This window comes from Streptomyces rhizosphaerihabitans (assembly GCF_025399795.1).
GTDB lineage: Bacteria > Actinomycetota > Actinomycetes > Streptomycetales > Streptomycetaceae > Streptomyces > Streptomyces rhizosphaerihabitans.
Genome location: NZ_JAODTZ010000032.1, coordinates 94,635 through 117,592, shown reverse-complemented (window position 1 = coordinate 117,592; position 22,958 = coordinate 94,635). Strand labels below are relative to the sequence as shown.

The 22,958-nt window shown below is 70.8% G+C and carries 21 protein-coding genes; 10 read left to right on the top strand and 11 right to left on the bottom strand.

The genetic code is table 11. From position 1 onward, the window contains the following. The first annotated feature begins 350 nt into the window (after positions 1-350). Positions 351-512 (top strand): hypothetical protein, encoded by a 162-nt coding sequence (locus tag N4G66_RS28330; protein ID WP_261707066.1) that lies wholly within the window; start codon positions 351-353, stop codon positions 510-512. Positions 513-628: 116 nt separating this feature from the next. Here N4G66_RS28330 and N4G66_RS28325 read toward each other — a convergent pair whose 3' ends face one another. Continuing rightward, a complete protein-coding gene (locus N4G66_RS28325; protein WP_261707065.1) occupies positions 629-1,396 on the bottom strand; it encodes a hypothetical protein in 768 nt (255 codons plus the stop codon). Positions 1,397-2,133: 737 nt separating this feature from the next. Between N4G66_RS28325 and N4G66_RS28320 the strand changes: the two genes are divergently transcribed. Together N4G66_RS28320 and N4G66_RS28315 are read left to right on the top strand one after the other, a co-directional pair. Then, positions 2,134-3,771: a transposase gene (locus tag N4G66_RS28320; protein WP_261707064.1), complete on the top strand. Its 1,638-nt coding sequence runs from the start codon at positions 2,134-2,136 to the stop codon at positions 3,769-3,771. Positions 3,772-3,936: 165 nt separating this feature from the next. Further along, on the top strand, positions 3,937-4,686 hold the full coding sequence (locus N4G66_RS28315; protein WP_261707071.1) for a dienelactone hydrolase family protein: 750 nt from the start codon (positions 3,937-3,939) through the stop codon (positions 4,684-4,686). Between the two features lie 248 nt (positions 4,687-4,934). Here N4G66_RS28315 and N4G66_RS28310 read toward each other — a convergent pair whose 3' ends face one another. Beyond that, positions 4,935-7,313 carry a glycoside hydrolase family 65 protein gene (locus N4G66_RS28310; RefSeq protein WP_261707063.1) on the bottom strand — a complete coding sequence of 793 codons (2,379 nt, stop codon included), beginning with the start codon at positions 7,311-7,313 and terminating at the stop codon, positions 4,935-4,937. A 128-nt stretch (positions 7,314-7,441) separates the two neighbouring features. Continuing rightward, complete coding sequence (locus N4G66_RS28305; RefSeq protein ID WP_261707062.1) at positions 7,442-9,826, bottom strand: phosphoketolase family protein; 2,385 nt, start codon at positions 9,824-9,826, stop codon at positions 7,442-7,444. An 89-nt stretch (positions 9,827-9,915) separates the two neighbouring features. Here N4G66_RS28305 and ppk2 point away from each other — a divergent pair, with 89 nt between their 5' ends. Next, on the top strand, positions 9,916-10,722 hold the full coding sequence (ppk2, locus tag N4G66_RS28300) for a polyphosphate kinase 2 (RefSeq protein WP_261707061.1): 807 nt from the start codon (positions 9,916-9,918) through the stop codon (positions 10,720-10,722). A gap of 5 nt (positions 10,723-10,727) precedes the next feature. On the opposite strand, the gene N4G66_RS28295 is transcribed toward ppk2, so the two are convergent. The 6 genes from N4G66_RS28295 to N4G66_RS28270 form a co-directional block, all read right to left on the bottom strand. Further along, positions 10,728-11,615, bottom strand: a complete 888-nt coding sequence (locus N4G66_RS28295; RefSeq protein WP_261707060.1) for a universal stress protein — start codon at positions 11,613-11,615, stop codon at positions 10,728-10,730. 5 nt (positions 11,616-11,620) lie between these two features. Next, positions 11,621-12,643: an alcohol dehydrogenase AdhP gene (gene adhP, locus N4G66_RS28290; protein ID WP_261707059.1), complete on the bottom strand. Its 1,023-nt coding sequence runs from the start codon at positions 12,641-12,643 to the stop codon at positions 11,621-11,623. A 63-nt stretch (positions 12,644-12,706) separates the two neighbouring features. Beyond that, complete coding sequence (locus N4G66_RS28285) at positions 12,707-13,612, bottom strand: universal stress protein (RefSeq protein ID WP_261707058.1); 906 nt, start codon at positions 13,610-13,612, stop codon at positions 12,707-12,709. Positions 13,613-13,897: 285 nt separating this feature from the next. Continuing rightward, positions 13,898-14,149: a hypothetical protein gene (locus tag N4G66_RS28280; protein ID WP_261707057.1), complete on the bottom strand. Its 252-nt coding sequence runs from the start codon at positions 14,147-14,149 to the stop codon at positions 13,898-13,900. 52 nt (positions 14,150-14,201) lie between these two features. Further along, positions 14,202-14,573 (bottom strand): hypothetical protein, encoded by a 372-nt coding sequence (locus N4G66_RS28275; RefSeq protein WP_261707056.1) that lies wholly within the window; start codon positions 14,571-14,573, stop codon positions 14,202-14,204. 88 nt (positions 14,574-14,661) lie between these two features. After that, complete coding sequence (locus tag N4G66_RS28270) at positions 14,662-15,108, bottom strand: MarR family winged helix-turn-helix transcriptional regulator (RefSeq protein WP_261707055.1); 447 nt, start codon at positions 15,106-15,108, stop codon at positions 14,662-14,664. A gap of 78 nt (positions 15,109-15,186) precedes the next feature. Between N4G66_RS28270 and N4G66_RS28265 the strand changes: the two genes are divergently transcribed. The 6 genes from N4G66_RS28265 (at position 15,187) to urtE (ending at position 21,359) form a co-directional block, all read left to right on the top strand. Next, complete coding sequence (locus tag N4G66_RS28265) at positions 15,187-16,299, top strand: substrate-binding domain-containing protein (protein ID WP_261707054.1); 1,113 nt, start codon at positions 15,187-15,189, stop codon at positions 16,297-16,299. A gap of 280 nt (positions 16,300-16,579) precedes the next feature. Further along, a complete protein-coding gene (gene urtA / locus N4G66_RS28260) occupies positions 16,580-17,803 on the top strand; it encodes an urea ABC transporter substrate-binding protein (RefSeq protein WP_261707053.1) in 1,224 nt (407 codons plus the stop codon). 61 nt (positions 17,804-17,864) lie between these two features. Then, positions 17,865-18,761: an urea ABC transporter permease subunit UrtB gene (urtB, locus tag N4G66_RS28255; RefSeq protein WP_261707052.1), complete on the top strand. Its 897-nt coding sequence runs from the start codon at positions 17,865-17,867 to the stop codon at positions 18,759-18,761. Next, positions 18,758-19,873 carry an urea ABC transporter permease subunit UrtC gene (gene urtC, locus N4G66_RS28250; RefSeq protein ID WP_261707051.1) on the top strand — a complete coding sequence of 372 codons (1,116 nt, stop codon included), beginning with the start codon at positions 18,758-18,760 and terminating at the stop codon, positions 19,871-19,873. Before urtB ends, urtC begins: the two co-directional genes overlap by 4 nt. Next, positions 19,870-20,667: an urea ABC transporter ATP-binding protein UrtD gene (gene urtD, locus N4G66_RS28245; protein ID WP_261707050.1), complete on the top strand. Its 798-nt coding sequence runs from the start codon at positions 19,870-19,872 to the stop codon at positions 20,665-20,667. The genes urtC and urtD overlap by 4 nt, the downstream gene beginning before the upstream one ends. After that, positions 20,667-21,359 (top strand): urea ABC transporter ATP-binding subunit UrtE, encoded by a 693-nt coding sequence (urtE, locus tag N4G66_RS28240; protein ID WP_261707049.1) that lies wholly within the window; start codon positions 20,667-20,669, stop codon positions 21,357-21,359. The genes urtD and urtE overlap by 1 nt, the downstream gene beginning before the upstream one ends. A gap of 10 nt (positions 21,360-21,369) precedes the next feature. Here the strand turns inward: urtE and N4G66_RS28235 are convergent, their stop codons facing one another. Beyond that, positions 21,370-22,569 (bottom strand): RNA polymerase sigma factor, encoded by a 1,200-nt coding sequence (locus N4G66_RS28235; protein WP_261707048.1) that lies wholly within the window; start codon positions 22,567-22,569, stop codon positions 21,370-21,372. Further along, complete coding sequence (locus N4G66_RS28230; protein ID WP_261707047.1) at positions 22,569-22,922, bottom strand: YciI family protein; 354 nt, start codon at positions 22,920-22,922, stop codon at positions 22,569-22,571. The genes N4G66_RS28235 and N4G66_RS28230 overlap by 1 nt, the downstream gene beginning before the upstream one ends. Between the last annotated feature and the right edge of the window lie 36 nt (positions 22,923-22,958).

Here is a 22,958-nt window from a genome sequence, read left to right as displayed (position 1 = left end):
ACCACTCCACGCGCTGAATCCCAGCCCTGCGCGAAGCCTCTCGACACCTCGCGCTTACGGCGATCCGGAGTCCACCCCAGGCGCTCACCGGGTACGGCGCACGGCCCGCTCGTCTCCGTCCCCGCTCCCCTGAAACCGTGTCCTACGTGACGTGGTGATCGCTCGTGGGGCCATATGGGGGCGGGGTACGCGGAGTTGGACGAGGATGGCCGACGACGGCCGACGCCGGCAACGACCCCGCAGGTCAACAGGCATATGTGTGCGGCGCCGTCCGGGCCGGGGCCGGTCATCCGTCCGGCCGCCACCTGGGCTAGCCTTCCCCTCCGTTCGAAAGTCCCTGGAGGCGCACCGTGCACACCATCGTTCTCCTGCTGCGGGACGCGCTGGGCCTTGGTGGCGGCCTGGTGTTCATGTGGGAGCTGAACCGCCAGGCTTCGGGACCGGGCTGGAGGAAGCCGCGGGTCTTCTCGGCGGTGGCGGCTACGCTGCTCGCCGCGCTGCTCGCCGTCTGAAGATCCAGCGCTCATGTCTGGCCCATGCCCGTCACTTGCCCCTCGCGTGCCCCTGGAGCGGGAACAATGTCGGACCGCGACCTCGGGTCCGGCCCCGAGGTCGCGCCGGCTGGTCGTCAGTAGCGGTGGCCGGGCCAGTGCGGATCCGTCCAGCGGTCCTCTTCAGCGAGACCGAGCAGCCGTATCCGGTGCCGCAGATCCGCCGACGCGCCCGACTCACGGAGTCGCACGGCAGCGTGTCCGAGGAGCCACGCGACCAGTTCGGCGCGCATCTGCTCCTCGTCATGGTCGTACCAGATCACGCTCCACGGCAGGCGGTCACCCAGAAGCTCGTACTCCCATTCCGCCGCCGCCTCCGCGAGACGTCGATCGCTGAGGTGACCGGTCTGCGTCTCCCATGCGGCAAGCCAGGGGCCGAGTGTCCCGGTCGCCTCGGCACACATCTTGAAGACCTCGTGAGCCGGGACGACCGCATCCGGGTCGGTAAGGCTCTGCACCCACCAGGCCCGCAGAAACTCGCGTACCGGACCGGCGTGATCGTCAGGCCACTGCTGCCAACGGCCGCGGGCGAAGCAGGATCCGGCCTCTTCCAGGCCGGACAGGGGCTGCGCGCGACCGGCGACCAGCACTGTGGCGAACTGCGGCAGTATACGGCGCAGCACGGCCCCGTGATCGCTCCAGTCGATGGCCGTCCAGGTCCGGCGCAGGAGGTCCGGCTCCAGCTCCACGTCCGGTGTCTTCAGAAGGGCGAGCTCCTCCGAACTGCCCCAGTGACACTCGCAGTTGATCTCGTCCGGATGTGCGGTCATTCCGCGGAAAGTGACGGCGAGGTTGTCCAGGGCGGCGCTGAGGCGGCGGCGTGCGGGATGGTCGGCGAGGTGCATGATGTGCCCGGCCTTCGAGGACTCCGTACGGCTTCCGCCGGCCGAAGATCGTCACCCTACCGGGTGAGGCAGGTCTGGCACCGGTCATCCTGAGCGTACGTGGACCGCAGCCCCGCTCAGCCGGGCCGGCGCTACGCCGGTACGCCCGGCGATCGAATCCCCGACGGCGGCCACGACATCGACCATCGCCTGCGGTGAGGGACCGACCGGCGGGCCGGGAGAGAGGGCACCGTTCCCGACCGCGGGTCCGTAGTGGCCAATAGGCCGGGCCGGTGACAGGGCCAGGACCGCGAGGCGGGATCATCCCCTCATGCGCTTACGACGAGAGGTCCGGTGGGTTTTGTGGGGACTGTGGCTTGCGTGTCTGGTGTTCTGCGTCTGGTTCTTCGCGAAGGTGATCACGCTGTTCCTGCAAGCCGAGTCCTGGTGACGGGGGCGGGGTGACGGACGGTTCCGGGCCGGGCCCACCACTGGTAAGGCGCTCGACCCACCCAAGGTGGCTCCGCCGACCGCATCGACCCAGGAAGACCATTGGCCCAGAGGGGGTTGGCAGCTGCTGCCCTTTGACTGCGCGTGAGGGTGTTCTGGCGTGCATGGGTGAGTGCCGGTGACGTTCGTCCGCATAAGGGCGCGAGTGGGAACGAGTGTTCTTGTCTCGAAGGGGTGACCTTTGCGGGTGGTGGTCGTTGGGTGGGGTGACGGGGCGGTTGGGCCGGTTTGGGCTGGGGGTGAGCGGGTTGGGTGGTGCGGGCGGGTTGCGGGTGGTGGGGGCGTCGTTCGTGGTGCGCGGCCCGTCGGGTGTGGCGGTCCGGGACCGGCTCAAGGCCCTGACGGTCGAGGACGAGCGGGTGCTGCGGCTGGTGGGCGAGCATCTGGGTTCGCTGGCATCGGGGGATCTGAAGGCGCGGTGTGCGGCCGGTCTGGAGCACGGCAACGAGTCCTGGGCGTCCCGCAAGCGGGTGCTGACCGGGCTGTCCTCGTCGCGGTGGGCGGGGTCGCTGACGAAGGCCACGCATGATCAGTGGGCGCTGGCCCGGCGCGGCCAGGCAGCGCACATCCGGCAGCTCGAGGCCGCGGTGAACACGATCCGGCACCGGCTGTCATTGCCGCTCGGCGAGAGGGGTTCGAAGCGGGCGGCGGGTGGTTACCGGAGTCGGCGGGAGTGGCATGCCAAGACGCGTCGGCTGCGGGTGTTGGAGGACCGGCTGGAGCGGGCGCGGGCCGACTGGGCGGCCGGGCGGGTGCGGGTGGTGCGGGGCGGGAAACGGCTGCTGAACAGCCGCCACCACTTGGAGCAGGCGCAGCTCACCGAGGAGGCGTGGCGGGTGCGGTGGGAGGCGTCGCGCCGGTTTGTGCAGGCGGACGGCGAGTCCGGGAAGCGGTACGGCAACGAGACCATCCGGATCGGCCCGGACGGGCAGGTCAGCATCAAGCTCCCGGCCCCGCTCGCCCATCTCGCCAACACGGCGCACGGCCGCTACGTCCTCACCGCGCGGGTGTCGTTCGCACACCGGGGCCAGGCGTGGCGCGACCGGGTCGAGGGCAACCGGGCGGTGGCCTACCGCATCCACGAGGACACCGGTCGTCGGCGCTGGTACCTGACCGCCTCCTGGACCCTCCCACCCGCCCAGACGGTGCCCCTGACCGCTGTCCGGGCCGGTGGCCTGATCGGCGTGGACACCAACGCCGATCACCTGGCGGCCTGGCGGCTGGACCAGCATGGCAATCCGGTCGGCGTCCCGCGCCGCTTCGCCTACGACCTGTCCGGCACCGCCGACCACCGCGACGCCCAGGTACGCCACGCCCTGACCCGCCTGCTGCACTGGGCCACCCGCCACCGCCTGGCGATCGCGGTCGAGGACCTCGACTTCACCGCGGAAACGACGCGGGAGAAACACGGCCGCCGAAAAAAGTTCCGCCAGCTGATCTCCGGCATGCCCGTCGCCCGGCTGCGCGCCCGCCTGGTGTCGATGGCCACCGAGCTCGGCATCCCGCTGGTCGCGGTCGACCCCGCCTACACCTCCCGCTGGGGCGCCCAGCACTGGCAGAAACCCCTCACCAGCACCACCAGGAACACCACCCGCCACGACGCTGCCGCCGTGGCCATCGGAAGGCGCGCCCTGGGGCATCCGGTCAGGCGTCGGACGGCACCGCCCCGTACCCACCAGAGCGATGGGTACGGGCATCGGACCGTCCAGGCCCGACCGGGCTCCCCGGGGCGTGAGGAAACCCGCCCCCGCATTCCCGGACCACGGACACGATCCGTGCCGCCCGGACACGGAGCGAACGCGGGCAACCAGAACGCCCAACACCGTCCGGGGCGTTCGGCCGAGCAGGGGTTCTGGCAACAGGACTCACTCCCGCTCAGTCTCTAGGAACGGTGTTGGCCCAGAAAGGCTCTAGATCATCGGTGGTGTCGGCGGTACCTTTCCACCATCGTCACCGGGTTGATCTGTCATCGACCTCACCCCTCCTCCTCCCCCCACCCCCCACACACAGAGGCTGTGCACTGTCATCAGCCCAAGGAAGGAAGATCCACCATTCCTGCCAAGTCACTGCAGATTCCCACCGCGGACGGCCAGGCCGACGGGTTCGCCGCCTTCCCCGACGACGGTGAGCGGCACCCAGGGGTGCTGCTGTACATGGACGCCTTCGGCGTGCGGCCCGTGTTGAGGCAGATGGCCCTCGAACTGGCCGGGCACGGGTACTACGTGCTCGTCCCCAACGTCTTCTACCGGCACGGCCCGGCACCGGTGATCGAACTCCCCGAGCACATCGGGAAAGAGATCCGGCCCGCGGTCATCGCCCAGCTGATGCCCTTGATCCAGGCGCACACCGTCGAGCATGTCCTGCGCGACGCCGACGCCTACGTCAGGTTCCTCACCACGCGGCCCGAGGTCAGTCCCGGACCGGTCGCGGTGATCGGCTACTGCATGGGCGTCAATGTGGCGCTGCGCACCGCGGCGGCCCACCCCGGCCAGGTGGCCGCCCTCGCCGGATTCCACCCCAGCCCCTTGGTCACCGACGCGCCCGACAGTCCGCACCGCCTCGTCACCGAGCTCACCGCCCAGGTCCACCTCGGCCTCGCCGGGAACGACATGACGTCCGAGGCCATCAGCGAGCTCGACCAGGCCCTGGATGCCGCGGGTGTCGACCACACCTGCGAGATCTACCCGGACACCGTCCACGGCTTCACCATGTCCGACACCGACGCGTTCAACGCCTCCGCGCTACAGCGCCACTGGGACCGCCTGCTCCCTCTCCTCGACCGCGCCCTGGCCGACCGCTGAGGCTTCGGCCCGATCCTCCCGGACTCCTTCAACCCGCCGGCCGCTCCACGCATGCGTACGAGAAGCCGCCGGACAGGATCGCGGAGACCGGCGCGCTGCGGCACGCCGTTCACTCCTCGGTGTCGACCGGACTCCCGGTCGTCGGCCGCGGCGGCACGGAACTCGGGCCCACGCTACGGGCCGTACCGAGCCGCATCAGGTGCCCGGTGACGGTGGACCAGCCACCGGGCGCCGGGCACCGGGCGCAGTCACCGCTCCGGCAGCGTCAACGCGCAGGTCTCGCCCGGAGCCACCGAGACGGTGCGATCGGCCAGGGTGATGTCGATCGGAGGTTCGTCCGAGGCCGGCACGCTGACGGTCAACCTTCCCGCGCTCAGGCGCAGTTGTACGCCCCGGTGGCCCCGGTAGCGGATCGCGAAGCCGTACTCGGACAGCTCCGGCGGCGGGACCGGGTCGAGCCGCAGCGCTCCGCCGCGGGTCTCCAGACCGGTCAGACCGCGCTGGACGAGATCGAGGGTGCCCGCCATGGCGCCCAGGTGGACGCCCTCCCCCGTGGTGCCGCCCTGCAGGTCGGCGATGTCGCCGTGCAGGGCTTCGTGAATGTACGTCCAGGCCTCGGCACGCCGTGCCCGGCCCAGCACCCAGCCGTGCACCAGGCTGCTCAGTGTCGAACCGTGGCTCGTACGGCTCAGGTAGTGGTCGACGGTGTGCCGCCAGAGGGTGTCGTCGAGCTCGTGTCCGAGCCGGCGGAACAGACCGCCGAGTTCGGCGGGCGAGAAGAGATAGCCCAGCATCAGTACGTCCGCCTGTTTCGACGCCTGGTAGCGGTTGACGCTGTCGCCCTCGGCCTCCAGGATCCGGTCCAGCCGCCGGATGTCGCCGTACCGTTCGCGGTAGCCCGCCCAGTCGAGTTCCACGAGATCGCCGTAGCCCTCGAACTGGCTGATGACGCCGGCGTGGAAGGGGACGTGCAGTCCCCTCGACACGTCCTGCCAGAGGTCGAGTTCGGCGGAGTCGAGGCCGGTCCGCTCGACGAGGTCCCGGCGGACGAGTTCGGGCAGCTCGCCCAGCACGTCGAGGGTGCGGGCGAGCACCCAGGCCGCCGTGACGTTGGTGTAAGCGTTGTCGTCGAGCCCGGGCCGGTCGGCGCCCGGGTAGGCGTCGTGGTACTCGTCGGGTCCGACGACACCGCGGATCCGGTAGCGGGCGAGCGTGCCGTCGTACGCGGCGGATCCGGCCCAGAAACGGGCGATCTGCACGAGCATCTCGATGCCCTTGGTGTGCAGGAACTCGGTGTCGCCGCTCGCCTCGCAGTACTGCCACACGTTGTACGCGATCGCCGATCCGACGTGGTGCTGGAGCCGTGAGTGGTCGGGCAGCCAGCGCCCGGAGCGCGGGTTGAGGTGCAGCTGCTGGGCCTCCTCCCGTCCGTCGCTGCCGCTCTGCCACGGGTACATCGCGCCGGTGTGCCCGGCGTCCTGGGCGGATCGGCGGGCCCGTTCCAGACGGCGGTGGCGATAGGTGAGCAGGGCGCGGGAGACCTCGGGGAAATGGAGGTTCAGATACGGCAGCACGAACAGTTCGTCCCAGAAGACGTGACCCCGATAGGCCTCGCCGTGCAGCCCGCGGGCCGGGACCCCGACGTCCAGCTCCGCGGTGTGCGGAGACAGCGTCTGGAGCACATGGAACAGGTGCAGGCGCAGGATCGGTCCCGCGCTGTTCGGCACGTCCAGTTCGGTGTTGCGCCACAGCTGCTGCCACGCCGTGCGGTGGGTGTCCAGCAGCGTCTCGAAGTCCGCGGCCCGGCCGACCCGGTCGACGGCCGCGTCCAGCGGGTCCTTGATCGCCGGATCCTGGGAGGTGTGCAGGGCGACCGTCTTGTCCACGGTCACCGTCCGGCCGTCGGTCAGCGTGATCCGGAGCAACTGGGCGGCGCGTCCGGGGGTGTGCGCGTCGGTGGTCCCGGCGGGCGCGTCGGTGACGGTCCGGGCCGCCAGGCCCACGCGGATCTCCGAGGTGGTGGTGCGACAGCGCAGCCAGACCGTGTCCGGCGCGCAGGTGCCGGTCCGGGCGTCCGTGAGGTGGCGGGAGGCCAGGGAGCGGTAGCGCTCGACTCCGCTGTTGGTGACCGTCCCGTCGAGCGCCGACTCGATCTCGACCGGGCCCGACCAGCCCTCGGCCGTCACCTCCGTGCGCAGCAGGGCGAGGTGGGGATCGGCCATGTGGACCAGGCGCAGCTGCCGCACGGCGAGGCACCGGCCCTCCTCGTCCTCGTAGCGCGCGGTGCGTTCCAGCGTGCCCGCGTCCAGGTCGAGGCGCAGCCGGTGGTCGAGCAGCCGGTGGGTGTCGGGGGTGAGCCAGGTCCCGGTGGCGGTCCGCACACGGAGCGGCAGCCAGTTGGGGAGGTTGACCATGTCCTCGTTCTCGACCCGGTGCCCGGCCACCTGCGAGGCGAGGCGGTTGTAGCAGCCGGCCGCGTACGTGCCCGGGTAGTGGACGGAGTCGGCGGCGCACTCCGGGGCGGCGCCACGGGTCGCGAAGTACCCGTTGCCGAGGGTGCACAGCGACTCGCGCAGGCCTTCCTGCGCCGGGTCGTAGCCCTCGTACTCCCAGGTGCCGTCGCGCATGCCTCCATCCTGCGGTACGGGCGGCCTGCCGTCCTCCGCAGCACGCGCGGGGGACGGCAGGCCTCTCCTGTGTTCCTCAGTCGTCGGCGCGTACGGTCATGACGCCGTACTCCTTTGCCGTGCGGGCCTCAGCCGGTCCACGTCCAGTCCGCGACCTCGGGGAGGTCGGTGCCGTGCTCCCGGATCCAGATGTGGTGGCGGGAGCGGGCGTCGGCCATCTTCTGGCGCACGGCGGCGGCGCGGACGCCGAGACCGGGAACCCGGTCGATGACGTCCATGACGAGGCGGTAGCGGTCCATGTCGTTGCGGACGACCATGTCGAAGGGGGTCGTGGTCGTGCCCATCTCCTTGTAGCCGCGCACATGGAGGTTCTGGTGACCGGTGCGGCGGTAGGCGAGACGGTGGATGAGCCAGGGGTAACCGTGGTACGCGAAGATCACCGGCTTGTCGGTGGTGAACAGCCCGTCGTACTCGAAGTCGTTCATCCCGTGCGGGTGTTCCTCGCGCGGCAGCAGCCGGGTCATGTCGACGACGTTGACGACCCGGACGGCGAGCTCGGGCAGATATCGGCGCAGGAGGTCGGAGGCGGCCAGGATCTCCTGGGTGGGGACGTCGCCCGCACAGGCGAGGACGACGTCGGGCTCACGGTCCCCGCTGCCCGATCCCGCCCAGTCCCAGATGCCGGCACCGCGGGCGCAGTGGGCGCGGGCCTGGTCCATGGACAGCCAGTCGAAGCAGGGCTGTTTGCCGGCGACGACGACGTTGACGTAGTCGCGGCTGCGCAGGACGTGATCCGCCACGGACAGCAGGGTGTTGGCGTCCGGCGGGAGGTAGACGCGCACGACCTCGGGGCTCTTGCTGAGGACGTGGTCGACGAAGCCGGGGTCCTGGTGGGAGAAGCCGTTGTGGTCCTGGCGCCACACATGGGAGGTGAGCAGGTAGTTGAGGGAGGCGATCGGGGCGCGCCAGGGCAGTTCGCGTGAGGTCCTCAGCCACTTGATGTGCTGGTTGACCATGGAGTCGACGATGTGCACGAACGCCTCGTAGCAGGAGAACAGTCCGTGCCGGCCGGTGAGGGTGTAGCCCTCCAGCCAGCCCTGGCAGAGGTGTTCGGAGAGGATCTCCATGACGCGGCCGTGCCGGTCCAGGTGTTCGTCCACCGGCAGGGTTCCCGCCTGCCAGGCCTTGCCGCTGGCGCCGAAGACGGCGTCCAGGCGGTTGGAGGCCGTCTCGTCGGGACCGACCAGCCGGAAGTCGCGCCGCGCCGAGGTCTCCCGCATGACGTGTTCGAGGAGGTCGCCCAGGACCCGGGTCGGCTCGTGCACGGTGGCGCCCGGCTTGTCGACGGGTACGGCGAAGCGCTCCAGGGGCGGGAGCGGCAGATCGCGCAGGAGGAGGCCGCCGTTGGCGTGCGGGGTGGCGCCGAGGCGCCGGGAGCCGTCGGGGACGCAGGCCAGCACGTCGGCCACCGGCCGTCCCTCGGTGTCGAAGAGCTCCTCGGGGCGGTAGGAGCGCATCCAGGTCTCCAACTGCCGTAGGTGCTCCGGGTTTTCGCGGACTCCGGCCAGTGGCACCTGGTGGGCTCGCCAGGTGCCCTCGACGGGCTCGCCGTCGACCTCCTTGGGGCCGGTCCAGCCCTTCGGGGTGCGCAGCACGATCATGGGCCAGCGTGCCCGCTCGGCCACGCCCTCCTCGCGGGCGGTGCGCTGGATCAGCGCGATCCGGTCCAGGGCCTGGTCGAAGGCTGCGGCCATGGCGCGGTGCACCTGCCGCGGGTCGTCGCCGGTCACGTGGATCGGGTCGTGGCCGTATCCGCGCAGCAGTTCGTCGAGTTCGGGCTCCGGGATCCGGGAGAGCACCGTCGGGTTGGCGATCTTGTAGCCGTTGAGGTGCAGGACCGGCAGGACGGCGCCGTCGTGGACCGGGTCGAGGAACTTGTTGGAGTGCCAGGACGCCGCGAGCGGTCCCGTCTCCGCCTCGCCGTCGCCGATCACACAGGCGACCAGCAGCTCCGGGTTGTCGAAGGCGGCACCGTAGGCGTGGGCGAGGGAGTAGCCGAGCTCGCCGCCCTCGTGGATGGAGCCGGGTGTCTCCGGTGCGACATGGCTGGGCACCCCGCCGGGGAAGGAGAACTGGCGGAACAGCTTCCCCATGCCCTCCGCGTCGCGGGACACGGAGGGATACGTCTGGCTGTACGTGCCCTCCAGCCAGGAGTTCGCCAGCACGGCCGGCCCGCCGTGCCCCGGGCCCCACACGCACAGCGCGTCCAGGCCGCGTGCCTTGACGACACGGTTGAGGTGGGTGTGGACCAGGTTGAGACCGGGCGAGGTACCCCAGTGGCCGAGCAGCCGGGGTTTGATCTGCGCGGGGGTCAAAGGCTCGGTGAGCAGCGGGTTGGCGAGCAGATAGATCTGGCCCACGGCAAGGTAGTTGGCGGCCCGCCAGTGAGCGTCCAGCGTGCGCAGTTCGTCGTCGGTCAGTACGGTGCTGTCCTGGTGTTCGACCTTGGGCATGGTGACTCCGTAAGTCATCGGAAGTACGTCGGCGAGGCGGGTCATCGGAGCGCGCTTCGCGGGAGGCGTCATCGGGCGGAGGAGGCGGCATGGCCGACGAGAAGAAGACGGCGAAGGTGCCGTCTGCGGCGTACGAGCGGGAGCTGCTGCGTCTGCAGACGGAACTGGTCAAGCTTCAGGAGTGGGTGCGGACCGAGGGCGCCCGGGTGGTGGTGGTCTTCGAGGGCCGGGACGCCGCGGGCAAGGGCGGCACGATCAAGCGGGTGGCGGAACATCTGAACCCGCGCGTCGCGCGGATCGTGGCGCTGCCCAAGCCGACCGAGCGCGAGCGCACCCAGTGGTACTTCCAGCGGTACGTGGAGCATCTGCCGGCCGCCGGGGAGATCGTGCTGTTCGACCGGAGCTGGTACAACCGCGCCGGGGTCGAGCGCGTCATGGGCTTCTGCACGCAGGAGGAGCACCAGCTCTTCCTGAGGCAGTGCCCGATCTTCGAGCGGATGCTGGTGGAAGAGGGTGTGCTGCTGCGCAAGTACTGGTTCTCGGTGAGCGACGCGGAGCAGCAGAAGCGGTTCCGGCGCCGGCTGAAGGACCCGACGCGGCGCTGGAAGCTCTCCCCCATGGACCTGGAGTCGATCACCCGTTGGGAGGCGTACTCCCGGGCGAAGGACGAGATGCTGGTGCACACGGACATCGCGGAGGCTCCGTGGTTCGTGGTCGAGAGCGATGACAAGCGGCGTGCCCGGCTGAACATGATCGCCCATCTGCTCTCCTCCATGCCCTACCGCGAGGTGCCGCCGCCGGTTCTGCAGCTGCCCGACCGGCCGCCGTCGACCGGTTACGTACGCCCGCCGCGCGATCTGCAGACCTACGTCCCCGATCACGCGGCGAGCCTCTGAGGCGCTCACACCCGCTGGGGCACCACGGCGACGGGGCAGGCCGCGTGGTGCAGGGCGGTGTGGGCGACCCGGCCGAGCTGCATCCCGATGTGCCCGTGGCTGTCGTGCCGCCGGACCCCTACGACGAGCAGATCGGCCTCGGTGGAGGCGTCCAGCAGCACCGTGCGGGCGGTCCCCTCGACGGTGTGCCGGTGCACGGCCACGGCCGGATACTCCGCCGCGGCGCCGCTGAGCGCCTTGTCCAGGACCTCCACCGCCTGCTGTTCGTGCAGCCGGGCGGGCTCGCCGGCCATCAGCGGGTGTTCGATCGACTCGTGTGCGGGCCACCGCCAGGCCCGTACGGCCTCCAGCGCGACCCGGCGTTCGGCCGCCTCCCGGAAGGCGAAGCGGGCGGCGGCCGAGCCGTGCGAGGGGTCCCCGACCCCGAGGACGACCCGCCGGTACCGGCCGGCCCCGGCCCGGTTGTCGTGGCTGCCGCGCAGCACGATCACCGGGCAGTGGGCACGGGCGGCGACCGTGAGGCTCACCGAGCCGAGGAGCCTTTCGGCGATGCCGCTGCGGCCCCGTGATCCGAGTACCAGGGCGGTGGCGTTCAAGCCCTCCCTGAGCAGCGCGCCCACCGCGTCGTCGGGCACCACCTCGGTGGCGACCCGTACCGCGGCGTCACGACGGTGGGCGCGCTCGGCGGCGGCCTCCACGACCGTGTCGGCCATGATCTGCTCGGAGGACCTGCCCAGCCCCTCGGCGAGGGCGGCGCCTTCGTACCGTTCCCAGAGCGAGGCGTACACCAGGCGCAGCGGCAGACCGCGCAGGGCGGCCTCGTCCGTGGCCCAGTCCACGGCGCGCATACCGGGCTCGGACCCGTCGACACCCACGACGAGGGGCAGATCCACGGCGGTCAGCTCCCTTCGCCGAAGTCGAAGACGATCCGGGCCTGGATACGGCCGTGCAGCACGTCGTCGATGGACTCGTTGACGGAGGCGAGGGGCCGGGACTCGCGGATGACCCGGGTCCGGCCCGCGGCGTGCAGGTCGAAGACCTCGGCCAGGTCCTGCCGCGTGCCGACGATGGAGCCGATCACGGAGATGCCGTTCAGTACGGTCTCGAAGATGGGGACCGGGATCGTGCCGTGCGCCGGCATCGCGACCAGGACGAGCTTTCCGCCGCGCCGCAGTCCCTTGTACACCGCGGAGAAGGCGTCCTCGTTCACCGCGAGCGCGATCGCGGCGTGCGCGCCGCCGTGGCTCTTCAGGACCTCGCCCGGGTCCTCCTTGCGGGCGTCGATCACGATGTCGGCGCCGAGTTCCGCGGCGAGTTCGAGCTTGTCGTCGGTGACGTCGATCGCCGCCACGGTCGCCCCGGCGATCTTCGCGTACTGCAGGGCCAGGTGGCCGAGTCCGCCCACACCGGAGATGGCGACCAACTGGCTCGGCCGGACCTCGGCGACCTTCAGGGCCTTGTACGTGGTCACGCCGGCACAGGTGAGCGGGGCCGCGTCGAGCGGGGAGATACCCTCGGGCACCGGCTGGGCGAAGTCGGCCCAGGCGAGCATCTTCTCGGCGTAGCCGCCGTCGCACCCGTAGCCGGTGTTGATCTGTTGCTCGCACAGCGTCTCCCAGCCGGAGAGACAGTGCTCGCAGCGTCCGCACGCCTTGCCCAGCCAGGGCACGGCCACCCGCTGCCCCACCGCGAGATGGGTGACGCCGTCGCCCAGCGCCTCGACCAGGCCGACGCCCTCGTGTCCGGGGACGAACGGCGGGCTCGGCTTGACCGGCCAGTCGCCGTTGGCGGCGTGGATGTCGGTGTGGCAGAGCCCGGAGGCCTCCACCCGGACGCGGACCTGGCCGGGGCCGGGCTCGGGGTCCGGGCGCTCCTCGATGACCAGCGGCTCACCGAACGCTCGTACGACTGCTGCTTTCATGGGATGTCTCTCCTTGCGCGATCGAGCCCCGATCACCACACGGCCGAGCTCGGCCCGTGGTGCTCAGGGGTGCGGTACGACGGCGACGGGGGCGGTGGAGTGGTGGAGCACGGCGTGCGTGACGGGCCCGAGGTGGGCGCCGAGCGCGGCGCGGCGGACACGGCGGCCCACGACGACGAGCGACGCCTCCCGGGAGGCGTCCACCAGGTGGTTGGCCGCCTTCCCGGACAGGGAGTCCTCGATGATCTCCACGGCCGGGAACTTCTCGCGCCAGGGCCGCAGCGCGTCCGTCATGGCGGCCGCGTCCTGGGCTGCCAGGCGGGCGTTCATCTTGATGTCGGGGGGCAGTCCGTACGCGATGTAGGGCGGCTCGTTCCAGGAGTGCACGACCCGCAGCGCCGTGGCACGCAGGCGGGCCGCCTCGAAGGCGAAGCCGATCAGCGTCTCGTCCGGGGCGGCTGTGTCCAGCCCGAGCACGACGGGGTGGAAGGGCGCGGCGGCGGACGGGATGCCCGTCAGATCCATCAGGTGCTCGTCCGCGGCCTGTTCACCGGCGCGTACGAACACGACGGGACGCCCCGCGTGCGCCGCGACGGCCAGGCCGGCCGAGCCGACCATGAAACCGCCCACACCGCTGAGTCCACGGGTGCCGAGCACCAGGAGTTCGGCGTCGTCCGCGGCCTTCACCAGCTCCTCGGCGGGCCGGCCGGTGAGCTGCTCCGTGATGACGTCGACTCCCGGGTGGCGCACCCGTAGCCCTTCGGCCGCCTCGCGCGGGATCCTCTCGCTCCAGTGCTGGTGGGTCTCGGCGCCGAGCAGCGGCGCCTGGGCCACGGGGTCCGGGGCCGCTTCCCATACGTTGACCAGTCTGACCGGCAGGGCGCGCAGCCGCGCCTCGCGGGTGGCCCATTCGGCGGCGGCGAGGCTCTCGGGAGAACCGTCGAGGCCTACGGTGACAGTGCGGGGCATGGTGTCCACCTCCTGAATCGGGGCCCGGTCGGGGTCCGATTCCAGGGTCGTGTCGAAACGGTCGGGCGGGGCAGGGGCCGCTGGTCCCCGGTGGGGGCCGTTCGGCCCAAGCCGGGGCACCGCGCCGCACGAGAGGGCGGAACCCTCTCGGGATCCCGCCTCCCGCCCGGGGCGGGGCCGGCGCGGCCGGCGACCGTGCGCCTGACCGACAGCTCGGCCGGGAGCCCACCGATACCCGGGCGTGTGCCGCCCGCGGAGACGGCGCGAGGACGAGGACGAGGGCGATCAGGAAAGCCGTGTGGACGAGGTGGTGGTCGGCGAACGGATCGACCGCCGTGCTCTCCTCGAGCCGTCGGCCGGGTACTGGGCGGGCACCCACTCGGCGACCCGCATCAGCCCCACCATCACCGTGCCCGCAACCACGCGGATCCGCAGCACGAATCCGCCGATCAGGGCGAGTCCCCTGCCGAGCGGTCCGGCCGTGAAGGGCCAGTGGACCCAGGTGTCACCGGCCCGGGGGCGGCGGGTCCACCCCATCGATCCGGCGAGGACACCGGCGAGGACGCGCCGACCGAGCGCGCGGGTTCGACTACTCCGTGCCGGTTCCGGCCTCGTGCAGCATCCGGGCCACCAGCAGGGCGCCTCCGGCCGCCGCCCCTACCGCTCCCGCGGCCAGGAAACCGCGGGAGGAACGCCAGGACAGTACTGACCACCGCGACTGCGCGGAGAACAGCGATCCTGTACTCAGCCACGAACCGGTCGAGATCAGTGACAGGGCGGAACCGATCGAGCCGACCGACAGGGCGCTGCCGATCGAGCCGACCGACAAGGCCGAACCGACGGACCCCACGGACAGCACCGATCCCACGGAGCCGATCGACAGCACGGAGTCCTGTGACCACAACGACAGCACCGAACCAGTGGACGTACGAGGGACCGACCGTACGGACAGCTTTGTCATGAGGCCATCCTGCCCCGGGCCGCTCCGCCTCGGGCGGTTGTCGACGGATGACGCGGGTCTCGGGTGAGGGACCTTCCGGCATCCGGCTTCAGATCGTGGACCGCTCGCCCGCCGCACCGAGCGTGTCCGCCAGTTGTCCCAGCAGGGACCGCAGCAGTTCGTCGTCCCCGTCGCTCAGCACCGGCCAGCGTGCGCGGACCTCGCGGTCCAGGCGCCGCCAGTACGTCCGGCCCCGCGGGGTGAGGTGGGCGAGGATGCGGCGCCGGTCGTACGGGTCGACGCGGCGGTAGAGGAGGTTCTGGTCCACGAGGTGGTCGACGAGTCTGGTGAGCGAGGCCGGCGGGAGGAAGACCGCCTCGGCGATCGCGGTCATGGAGTGGCCCGCGCCGTCGGAGAGCAGTGCGAGCACCCGCCAGGCGTCGAGAGAACAGCCGTCCTCGTCCAGGACGGTCTGGAGCCGCCGCGCGGCCAGCCGCTCCGCCCGCGTCAGCAGCTGCATCAGATCCTGGGGCTGACGCGGCGATGGGGTCGGCATCCTGCTCCTCGCTCCCGGGGTTCGTACATGCTACGAGACGGATTGGAGTTCACCGGGGGGACCCGGAATCATGACGCCATGTTCCGGCCCGATTCGCCTGTGCCCGACTGGTTCACGGCAGACGACTCCGCGTTCGGCGTGGCCCTTGTCTTTCCCCTGCAGGGGTCGGCGGGCATCTTCGGGCCCACCTGCGAACTGTGTGCGCGACTGGCGGCGGAAGAGGTCAACCGCGCGGGCGGGGTGCTCGGCAGAGAGCTGCGTCTGCTGCCCGTGGACGGGGGCGGCACACCTCGCGAAGTCGCCGACCGCGTCGAGGCGTTGGTGGACCTGGGCGTGGTGCACGGCGTCACGGGCTGGCACATCTCCTCGGTGCGCCAGGCACTCGCGCCGCGCATCGCCCACCGGGTCCCCTACGTCTACACCGCGCTGTACGAAGGCGGCGAGCACACCGCCGGGGTGTTCCTCACGAGCGAGACACCGCGTGACCAACTACGTCCGGCCATGGGCCTGCTGGCGCACGAGCGCGGGCTGCGCCGCTGGTTCGTGGTGGGCAACGACTATGTGTGGCCGCGCCGTACGGCCCGGGCCGCGCACGCGTACGCGCGCGAGTCCGGCGGCAGCGTCGAGGGGGAGGTGTATCTGCCGCTGGGCACCCATGACTTCGGGGCGGTGCTGCGCCGGATCGAGCACGCTGAGGCGGACGGGGTCATCATGCTGCTGGTCGGCAGTGACGCGGTGCGCTTCAACCGGGCGTTCGCCGCGGCCGGCCTCGACACCCGCTGTCTTCGGCTGAGCACCCTGATGGACGAGAACATGCTGCTGGCCAGCGGCCCTTCGGCCACGGCGGACCTCTTCAGCACGGCGGGGTTCTTCGCCTCCCTCGCCAACCAGGACACCCTGGATTTCCACGGCCTGTACGCCGGGCGGTTCGGGATCGAGGCGCCGCCCCTCGGCAGTCTCGGCGAATCCTGTTACGAGGGCGTGCTGTTGCTCGCCGCGCTCATCGGCCGGGCCGGCACCCTCGATGTGTCCGCGATCGGGGCGGCGGCCGAGACCGTGTCGTACGAGGGGCCACGGGGGCTGCTGCATCTGCGCGGCGGTCATGTGCGCCAACGCATCTATCTGGCGCGGGCCGAGGGGCTGGACTTCGACGTGGTCGCCGAGCTCGACCTTCGCGAACCGGGCTCTTGACATCGGCTCGTCGGCGCCAAGATACTTCCCGCAGGAAGTAATCGAAATGCCTCGGGCGTGTCATGAATTCGGATGCCGAATTCCGCCCCGGGTATTTTTTGTTGCCCTGCCGGGCGCCCCCGAACGCTTCATGAGAGCTGGAAGATACGGCCGGGAAAGTACCGCGAAACACCTTGGAAACAGGGCGACTTGAGGCTGTGGACCGCACTTCAGGAGGTTGTCTCCTCCACAGCCCGAGGGGGTTCTATTGTCCAGCGGTTCCCGAATTCTCCGACGCCGGATGGCAGCCGGTGCCGGCGCGCTCGCGGCCATGGTCGCGCTGTCCGCGTGCGGCGCCAAGACCGACGCGGGCGGTACGTCCGACAAGGCCGCGAAGGCGGACGTGAGCGGCGACACCGTCAAGGTGGGTCTGCTCAACTCACTGTCGGGCACGATGGCGATCAGCGAGGTGACCGTACGCGACTCGCTGAAACTGGCCATCGACGAGATCAACGCCTCGGGTGGGGTGCTCGGCAAGCAGATCAAACCGATCAGCGAGGACGGTGCCTCCGACTGGCCGACGTTCGCCGAGAAGGCGAGCAAGCTGATCCGGGAGGACCGGGTGGCGGCCACCTTCGGCTGCTGGACCTCCGCGAGCCGCAAGGCCGTCAAGCCGGTCTTCGAGAAGAACAAGTCCCTGCTCTTCTATCCCGTGCAGTACGAGGGGCTCGAGCAGTCCCCGTACATCTTCTACACCGGCGCCACCACCAACCAGCAGATCGTCCCCGGCCTCGACTATCTCAAGTCCCAGGGCAGGAAGCGGATCTACCTGGTCGGCAGCGACTACGTCTTCCCGCGCACCGCCAACAAGGAGATCAGGGCGTACGCGAAGGCCAACGGCATGACGGTGCTCGGCGAGGACTACGCGCCGCTCGGCTCCACGGAGTTCAGCACGATCGCCAACAAGGTGAAGGCCTCGAAGGCGGACGCGGTCTTCAACACCCTCAACGGCGACTCGAACGTGGCCTTCTTCAAGGAGTACAAGTCCGCCGGACTCACCGCCAAGGGCATGCCGGTGGTCTCGGTGTCGATCGCCGAGGAGGAGGTCAAGTCGATCGGGGCGCAGTACCTGGCGGGCCAGTTGACGGCCTGGAACTACTACCAGACCACCCCGGGGGCCGCGAACACCAGGTTCGTGAAGGCCTACAAGGCCAAGTACGGCCAAGACAAGCCGACCAGTGACCCGATGGAGGCCGCGTACACCTCGGTCTACCTGTGGAAGGCGATGGTCGAGAAGGCGAAGTCGTTCGACCCCGAGAAGGTCAAGGCGGCCTCCGACGGCATCACCTTCGACGCGCCGGAGGGCAAGGTCACCGTGGACGGCGCGACCCAGCACATCTACAAGACCGCCCGCATCGGCAGGATCGGCTCCGACGGGCTGATCAAGCAGGTCTGGGACTCCGGCAAGCCGATCAAGCCGGACCCCTACCTGAAGGGTTACGACTGGGCCTCCGGCCTCTCCTGACCACCCGTCGCGCGGGGCCTGTGCGCACAGGCCCCGCGTCCCGACTCCCCGGAGCCGCCGTATGACCGTGATCCTCGGGCAGTTGTTCACCGGCGTCAGTATCGGTGCCGTCCTGCTCCTCATCGCGCTCGGCCTCTCGCTCACCTTCGGCCAGATGAATGTCATCAACATGGCCCACGGCGAGTTCATCATGGCCGGCGCCTACACCACGTACGTACTGCAGAAGTCCATTTCCGGCGCAGGAATTTCACTGATCGTCGCGCTGCCCGTCGCCTTTCTTGTGTCGGGGGCGCTCGGCGCGCTGCTGGAATGGCTGCTGATTCGCCGCCTTTACCTCCGTCCTCTGGACACCCTTCTTGTCACCTGGGGTGTCTCGCTGATGCTCCAGCAACTCGCCCGTGACATTTTCGGTGCCCCCAATGTGCAGACCCGTGCACCCGACGTCCTCACCGGACACATCACGGTCATCGGCGGCGACGACCCGCTCACCTTCGCCAACAGCCGGCTGTTCATCCTCGGGCTGGCGGTCACGGCGGTCGTGGCACTGTCCCTCACGCTGCGGCTGACCCCGCTCGGGCGCCGGATCCGCGCGGTGGTGCAGAACCGGGACCTGGCGGAGGTGTCCGGCATCTCCACCGGGCGCGTGGACCGCACCGCCTTCTTCATCGGCTCGGGGCTCGCCGGGGTGGCCGGGGTCGCGCTGACCCTGGTCGGCCCCATCGGGCCGACGATGGGCACCAACGTCATCATCGACGCCTTCCTGGTGATCGTGGTCGGCGGCATCGGACAGCTCAAGGGCAGCGTCATCGTCGCCTTCGTGCTGGGCGCGCTGCAGTCGGTCCTGGAGTACTCGACCACCGTCAGTGTCGCCAAGGTGCTGGTCCTCGTGGCCATCGTGGCGTTCCTCCAGTGGCGGCCGCAGGGCCTGTACACGCTGCGCACGAGGAGTCTGGTATGACCACCACCACTCCCCTCGCCCCGAAGGCGGGACGACTTCCGGGCGGCCGGCGCCGGTTCACGGCGGCTCGGCCCGCGGCCGGCTTCGTCGCCGCCGCCCTGGTGCTCTTCGCCGTCGCCCCGCTCGCACTGTCCGACTTCCGGCTCGGACTGCTCGCCAAATACCTGTGCACGGCCATCGTCGCGGTCGGCATCTGTCTGGCCTGGGGGCGCGGCGGCCTGCTGACACTCGGCCAAGGGGTGTTCTTCGGGCTGGGCGGCTATGCCATGGCCATGCACCTGAAGATCGCGGACGCCGGACCCGGCCATGTCCCCGACTTCATGCAGCTGTACGGAACCGCCACCGAACTCCCCTGGTGGTGGCGGCCGTTCGCGAACCCGGTGTTCGCGATCGCCGCGACCGTCCTGCTGCCGATGGCCGTCGCCGCGATCCTCGGCTCGTTCATCTTCCGGCGCCGGGTCAAGGGCGCCTACTTCGCGATTCTCAGCCAGGCGCTCGCCGCGGCCTTCGCGATCTGGCTGGTCGGGCAGCAGGCCACGACCGGCGGTACCAATGGACTGACCGACATCCAGGGCTTCTTCGGCTACGACCTGAACGACCCGGTCAACCAGCGGATGGTGTACTTCGTCATCGCCGCGGTGCTGCTCCTGCTGATCGCGCTCGCCCGTCAGCTGATGCACAGCCGCTACGGCGAACTCCTCGTCGCGGTGAGGGACTCGGAGGAGCGGGTACGGTTCCTCGGCTACGACCCCGCGAACGTCAAACTCGTGGCGTATGTGGTCGCGGCGGGCATGGCGGGACTCGCGGGTGCGCTGTTCGTGCCCGCCGTCGGCATCATCTCTCCCGCTCTGGTGGGCATCGTGCCGTCCATCGAGCTCGTCATCGGGGCGGCGGTCGGCGGGCGGGCGAGTCTGACGGGCGCGGTGCTCGGCGCGATCGGCGTCGCCTGGGCCAGGACGGCCCTGTCCGAGGAGTTCCCCGCGGCCTGGACGTACTTCCAGGGGCTGTTGTTCATCGTCGCCCTGGCGTTCCTGCCGGGCGGTCTCGCCTCGCTGGCCGCCATCGTGAAGCGGCGCCGGAGGAACCAAGGACTCTCTGGAGACACGGCATGACGGACTTCACGGACAGTGCGGGGCTCGAGATCCGGGAACTGCGGGTGACCTTCGACGGCTTCACCGCCGTCGACGGGGTGGATCTCGATGTGCGACCGGGGGATCTCCGCTTCCTGATCGGGCCGAACGGCGCGGGCAAGACGACCCTGGTCGACGCGGTCACCGGACTGGTGCGGGCGACGGGATCGGTGCGCTTCGCGGGTGCCGACCTCCTCGGCCGCAGTGTGCACCGGATCGCCCGCTCGGGGATCGGCCGCACCTTCCAGACCGCCGCCGTCTTCGAGGAGTTGACGGTCCTTCAGAACCTGGACATCGCGGCGGGCGCGGGCCGGGGCGCGCTGACGATGCTGCGCCGGCGCAGGGGCGTACCCGAGTCCGTGGCGCGCGCGCTGGAGACGGTGGGCCTGACGGGCCTCGCCGACAGCCCGGCCGGGACGCTCGCGCACGGCCAGAAGCAGTGGCTGGAGATCGGCATGCTGCTCGTGCAGGACGTCCGGCTGCTGCTGCTCGACGAGCCGGTCGCGGGCATGAGCCAGGACGAACGGCAGGCCACCGGCGAGTTGTTGCAGCGCATCAGCGGGGAGCGGACCGTCGTCGTCATCGAGCACGACATGGATTTCATGCGGTCCTTCGCGCGCAGCGTCAGCGTGCTGCACGCGGGCCGGGTGCTGAGCGAGGGAACGGTGGCCGAGGTGCAGGCGGACCCGAGGGTCCAGGAGGTGTATCTCGGGCACACCCGCACGGAGGACACCTCGGCGGCCGTGCCCGGACCGACCGCCGTACAGGAGGCGTGATGCTGGAGATCGACACCGTCCATGTCGGGTACCACCGCAGTCTCGTGCTGCACGGCGTCTCCGTCGAGGTACCGAGAAACGGGGTCGCGGCGGTGCTCGGGCACAACGGAGCGGGCAAGAGCACCCTTCTGCGGGCGGCGGTCGGGCTGCTCGGCCCGCAGCGCGGCTCCGTCCGCCTCGACGGCGAGGACATCACCCGCCGCAAGCCCCACGAACGGGTGGCCCGCGGTATGGCGTACGTACCGCAGGGCCAGCAGGTCTTCCCGCAGCTGACCACCGCCGAGAATCTCCGGCTGGTCGCGGACGGACGGCGCCGCGGCAAGGAGGCGACCGCCGAGGCACTGGACCTGTTCCCGGCGCTGCGCGCCCTGTCGGGCCGCCGCGCGGGTCTGCTCTCGGGCGGTCAGCGTCAGCAGCTGTCCATCGCCCGGGCTCTGGTGACGGAGCCTCGGATCCTGCTCCTCGACGAGCCGACCGAAGGAATCCAACCCTCCGTGGTCGCCGAGATCGAGGAGACGATTCTCGCGCTGGCCGCCCGGGGAGGTCTGTCGGTGCTCCTGGTCGAGCAGCACGTCGGCTTCGCGATGCGGGCCGCGCAGCGGTACTACGTCCTGGAGGCGGGCCGGGTCACGTCCTCGGGCGAGGGCGGCCGGGACGCCGAACGGACGGTGCGGGAGGCGCTCAGCGTGTGAACCTCCGCGGTCAGTTCGCGGTGAGGGCAGCTCTGGCCCGTTCGAGGTGGGCGCGTTCCGGCGCGCTCCCGGTCAGCGCGATGGCCGCGTCGTACGCCCGTAGCGCCTCGGCGTGCCGTCCGAGCCGGCGCAGCAGATCCGCCCGTACGGCGTGGAAGGCGTGGTAGCCGTCCAGGTCGAGCTTCTCGACGAGGGCGAGAGCGGTCTCCGGTCCCTCGACCTCGGCCACGGCGACGGCGCGGTTGAGAGCCACGACCGGGCTGGGGGCGAGTTCCATGAGCTGGTCGTACAGCCGGCGGATCTGACCCCAGTCCGTGGCGGCCGCGGTCGGCGCGTCGCTGTGGACGGCGTTGATCGCGGCCTGGATCTGGTAGGGCCCCGGCCGGTTGCGGCGCAGACAGCGGCGTACGAGGGCCTGGCCCTCGGCGATCAGGTCCCGGTCCCAGCGCGTACGGTCCTGGTCGGCGAGGAGGACCAGGTCGCCGTCCGCCGTCACGCGGGCCGGGCGGCGGGCCTCGATGAGGAGCATCAGGGCGAGCAGGCCGAGTGCCTCGGGCTCGTCCGGCATGAGCTCTACGAGGAGGCGTCCGAGGCGCAGGGCCTCGGCGCAGAGGTCCTCGCGGCCGCCGTACCCCTCGTTGAAGACGAGGTAGACGACGGCCAGCACGCCCTTGACGCGGTCCGGCAGGTCCGCGTCGCGCGGGATGCGGTAGGGGATGCCGGCGTCGCGGATCTTGGCCTTGGCGCGGACGATCCGCTGGGCCATGGTGGTTTCGGGGACGAGGAAGGCACGCGCGATCTGCGCGGTGGTCAGGCCGCCGAGGAGCCGCAGGGTGAGGGCGACCTGGGCCTGGGGGGCGAGCGCGGGGTGGCAGCAGGTGAAGATCAGACGGAGCCGGTCGTCGCGCACGGGGCCCTCCTCCACGGGTTCGTCCGGGGCGTTCAGCCGGGCCGCTTCGGCGTGCCGGGCCGCGCGGGTGGACTCGCGGCGCAGCCGGTCGACGGCGCGGTTGCGGGCGGTGGTGATGATCCAGCCGGCCGGGCTCGGCGGTATGCCGGTCTCCGGCCACTTCGCCACGGCCGTGGTGAACGCGTCCTGGACCGCTTCCTCGGCGAGGTCGATGTCGCCCAGGAAGCGGATCAGGACGGCGACCGCCCGGCCGTACTCGGCGCGGAAGACGGCCTCGATCCCGGCGGCGCCGACGGCCATCAGCCCTCGGTCTCGTGCATGAACGGGCGTACCTCGATGGGCAGCGTGGTCGCCAGCGCCGCCTTGCGCCCCCACTTCAGCGCCGCGTCGAGGTCGGGCGCCTTCAGCAGACAGATCCCGCCCAGAAACTCCTTGCTCTCCGTGTACGGCCCGTCGGTGACCAGGACGTCACCGTCGCGGGCCCGCAGCACGGTCGCCGTGTCCGGCCCGTGCAGTCCGCCGGCGAACACCCAGGCACCGGCCTCGCGCAGCTCCGCGTGGAACAGCTCCACGTTGTGCATGATCTCTTCCAGGACCTCGGGCGCGGGCCGCTCGCCCTGCGGCTGCATCACGCTCAACAGGTAGTACTTCATGATGTGTCCTCCTCGAATGTCTCTCACTCGGCGTCT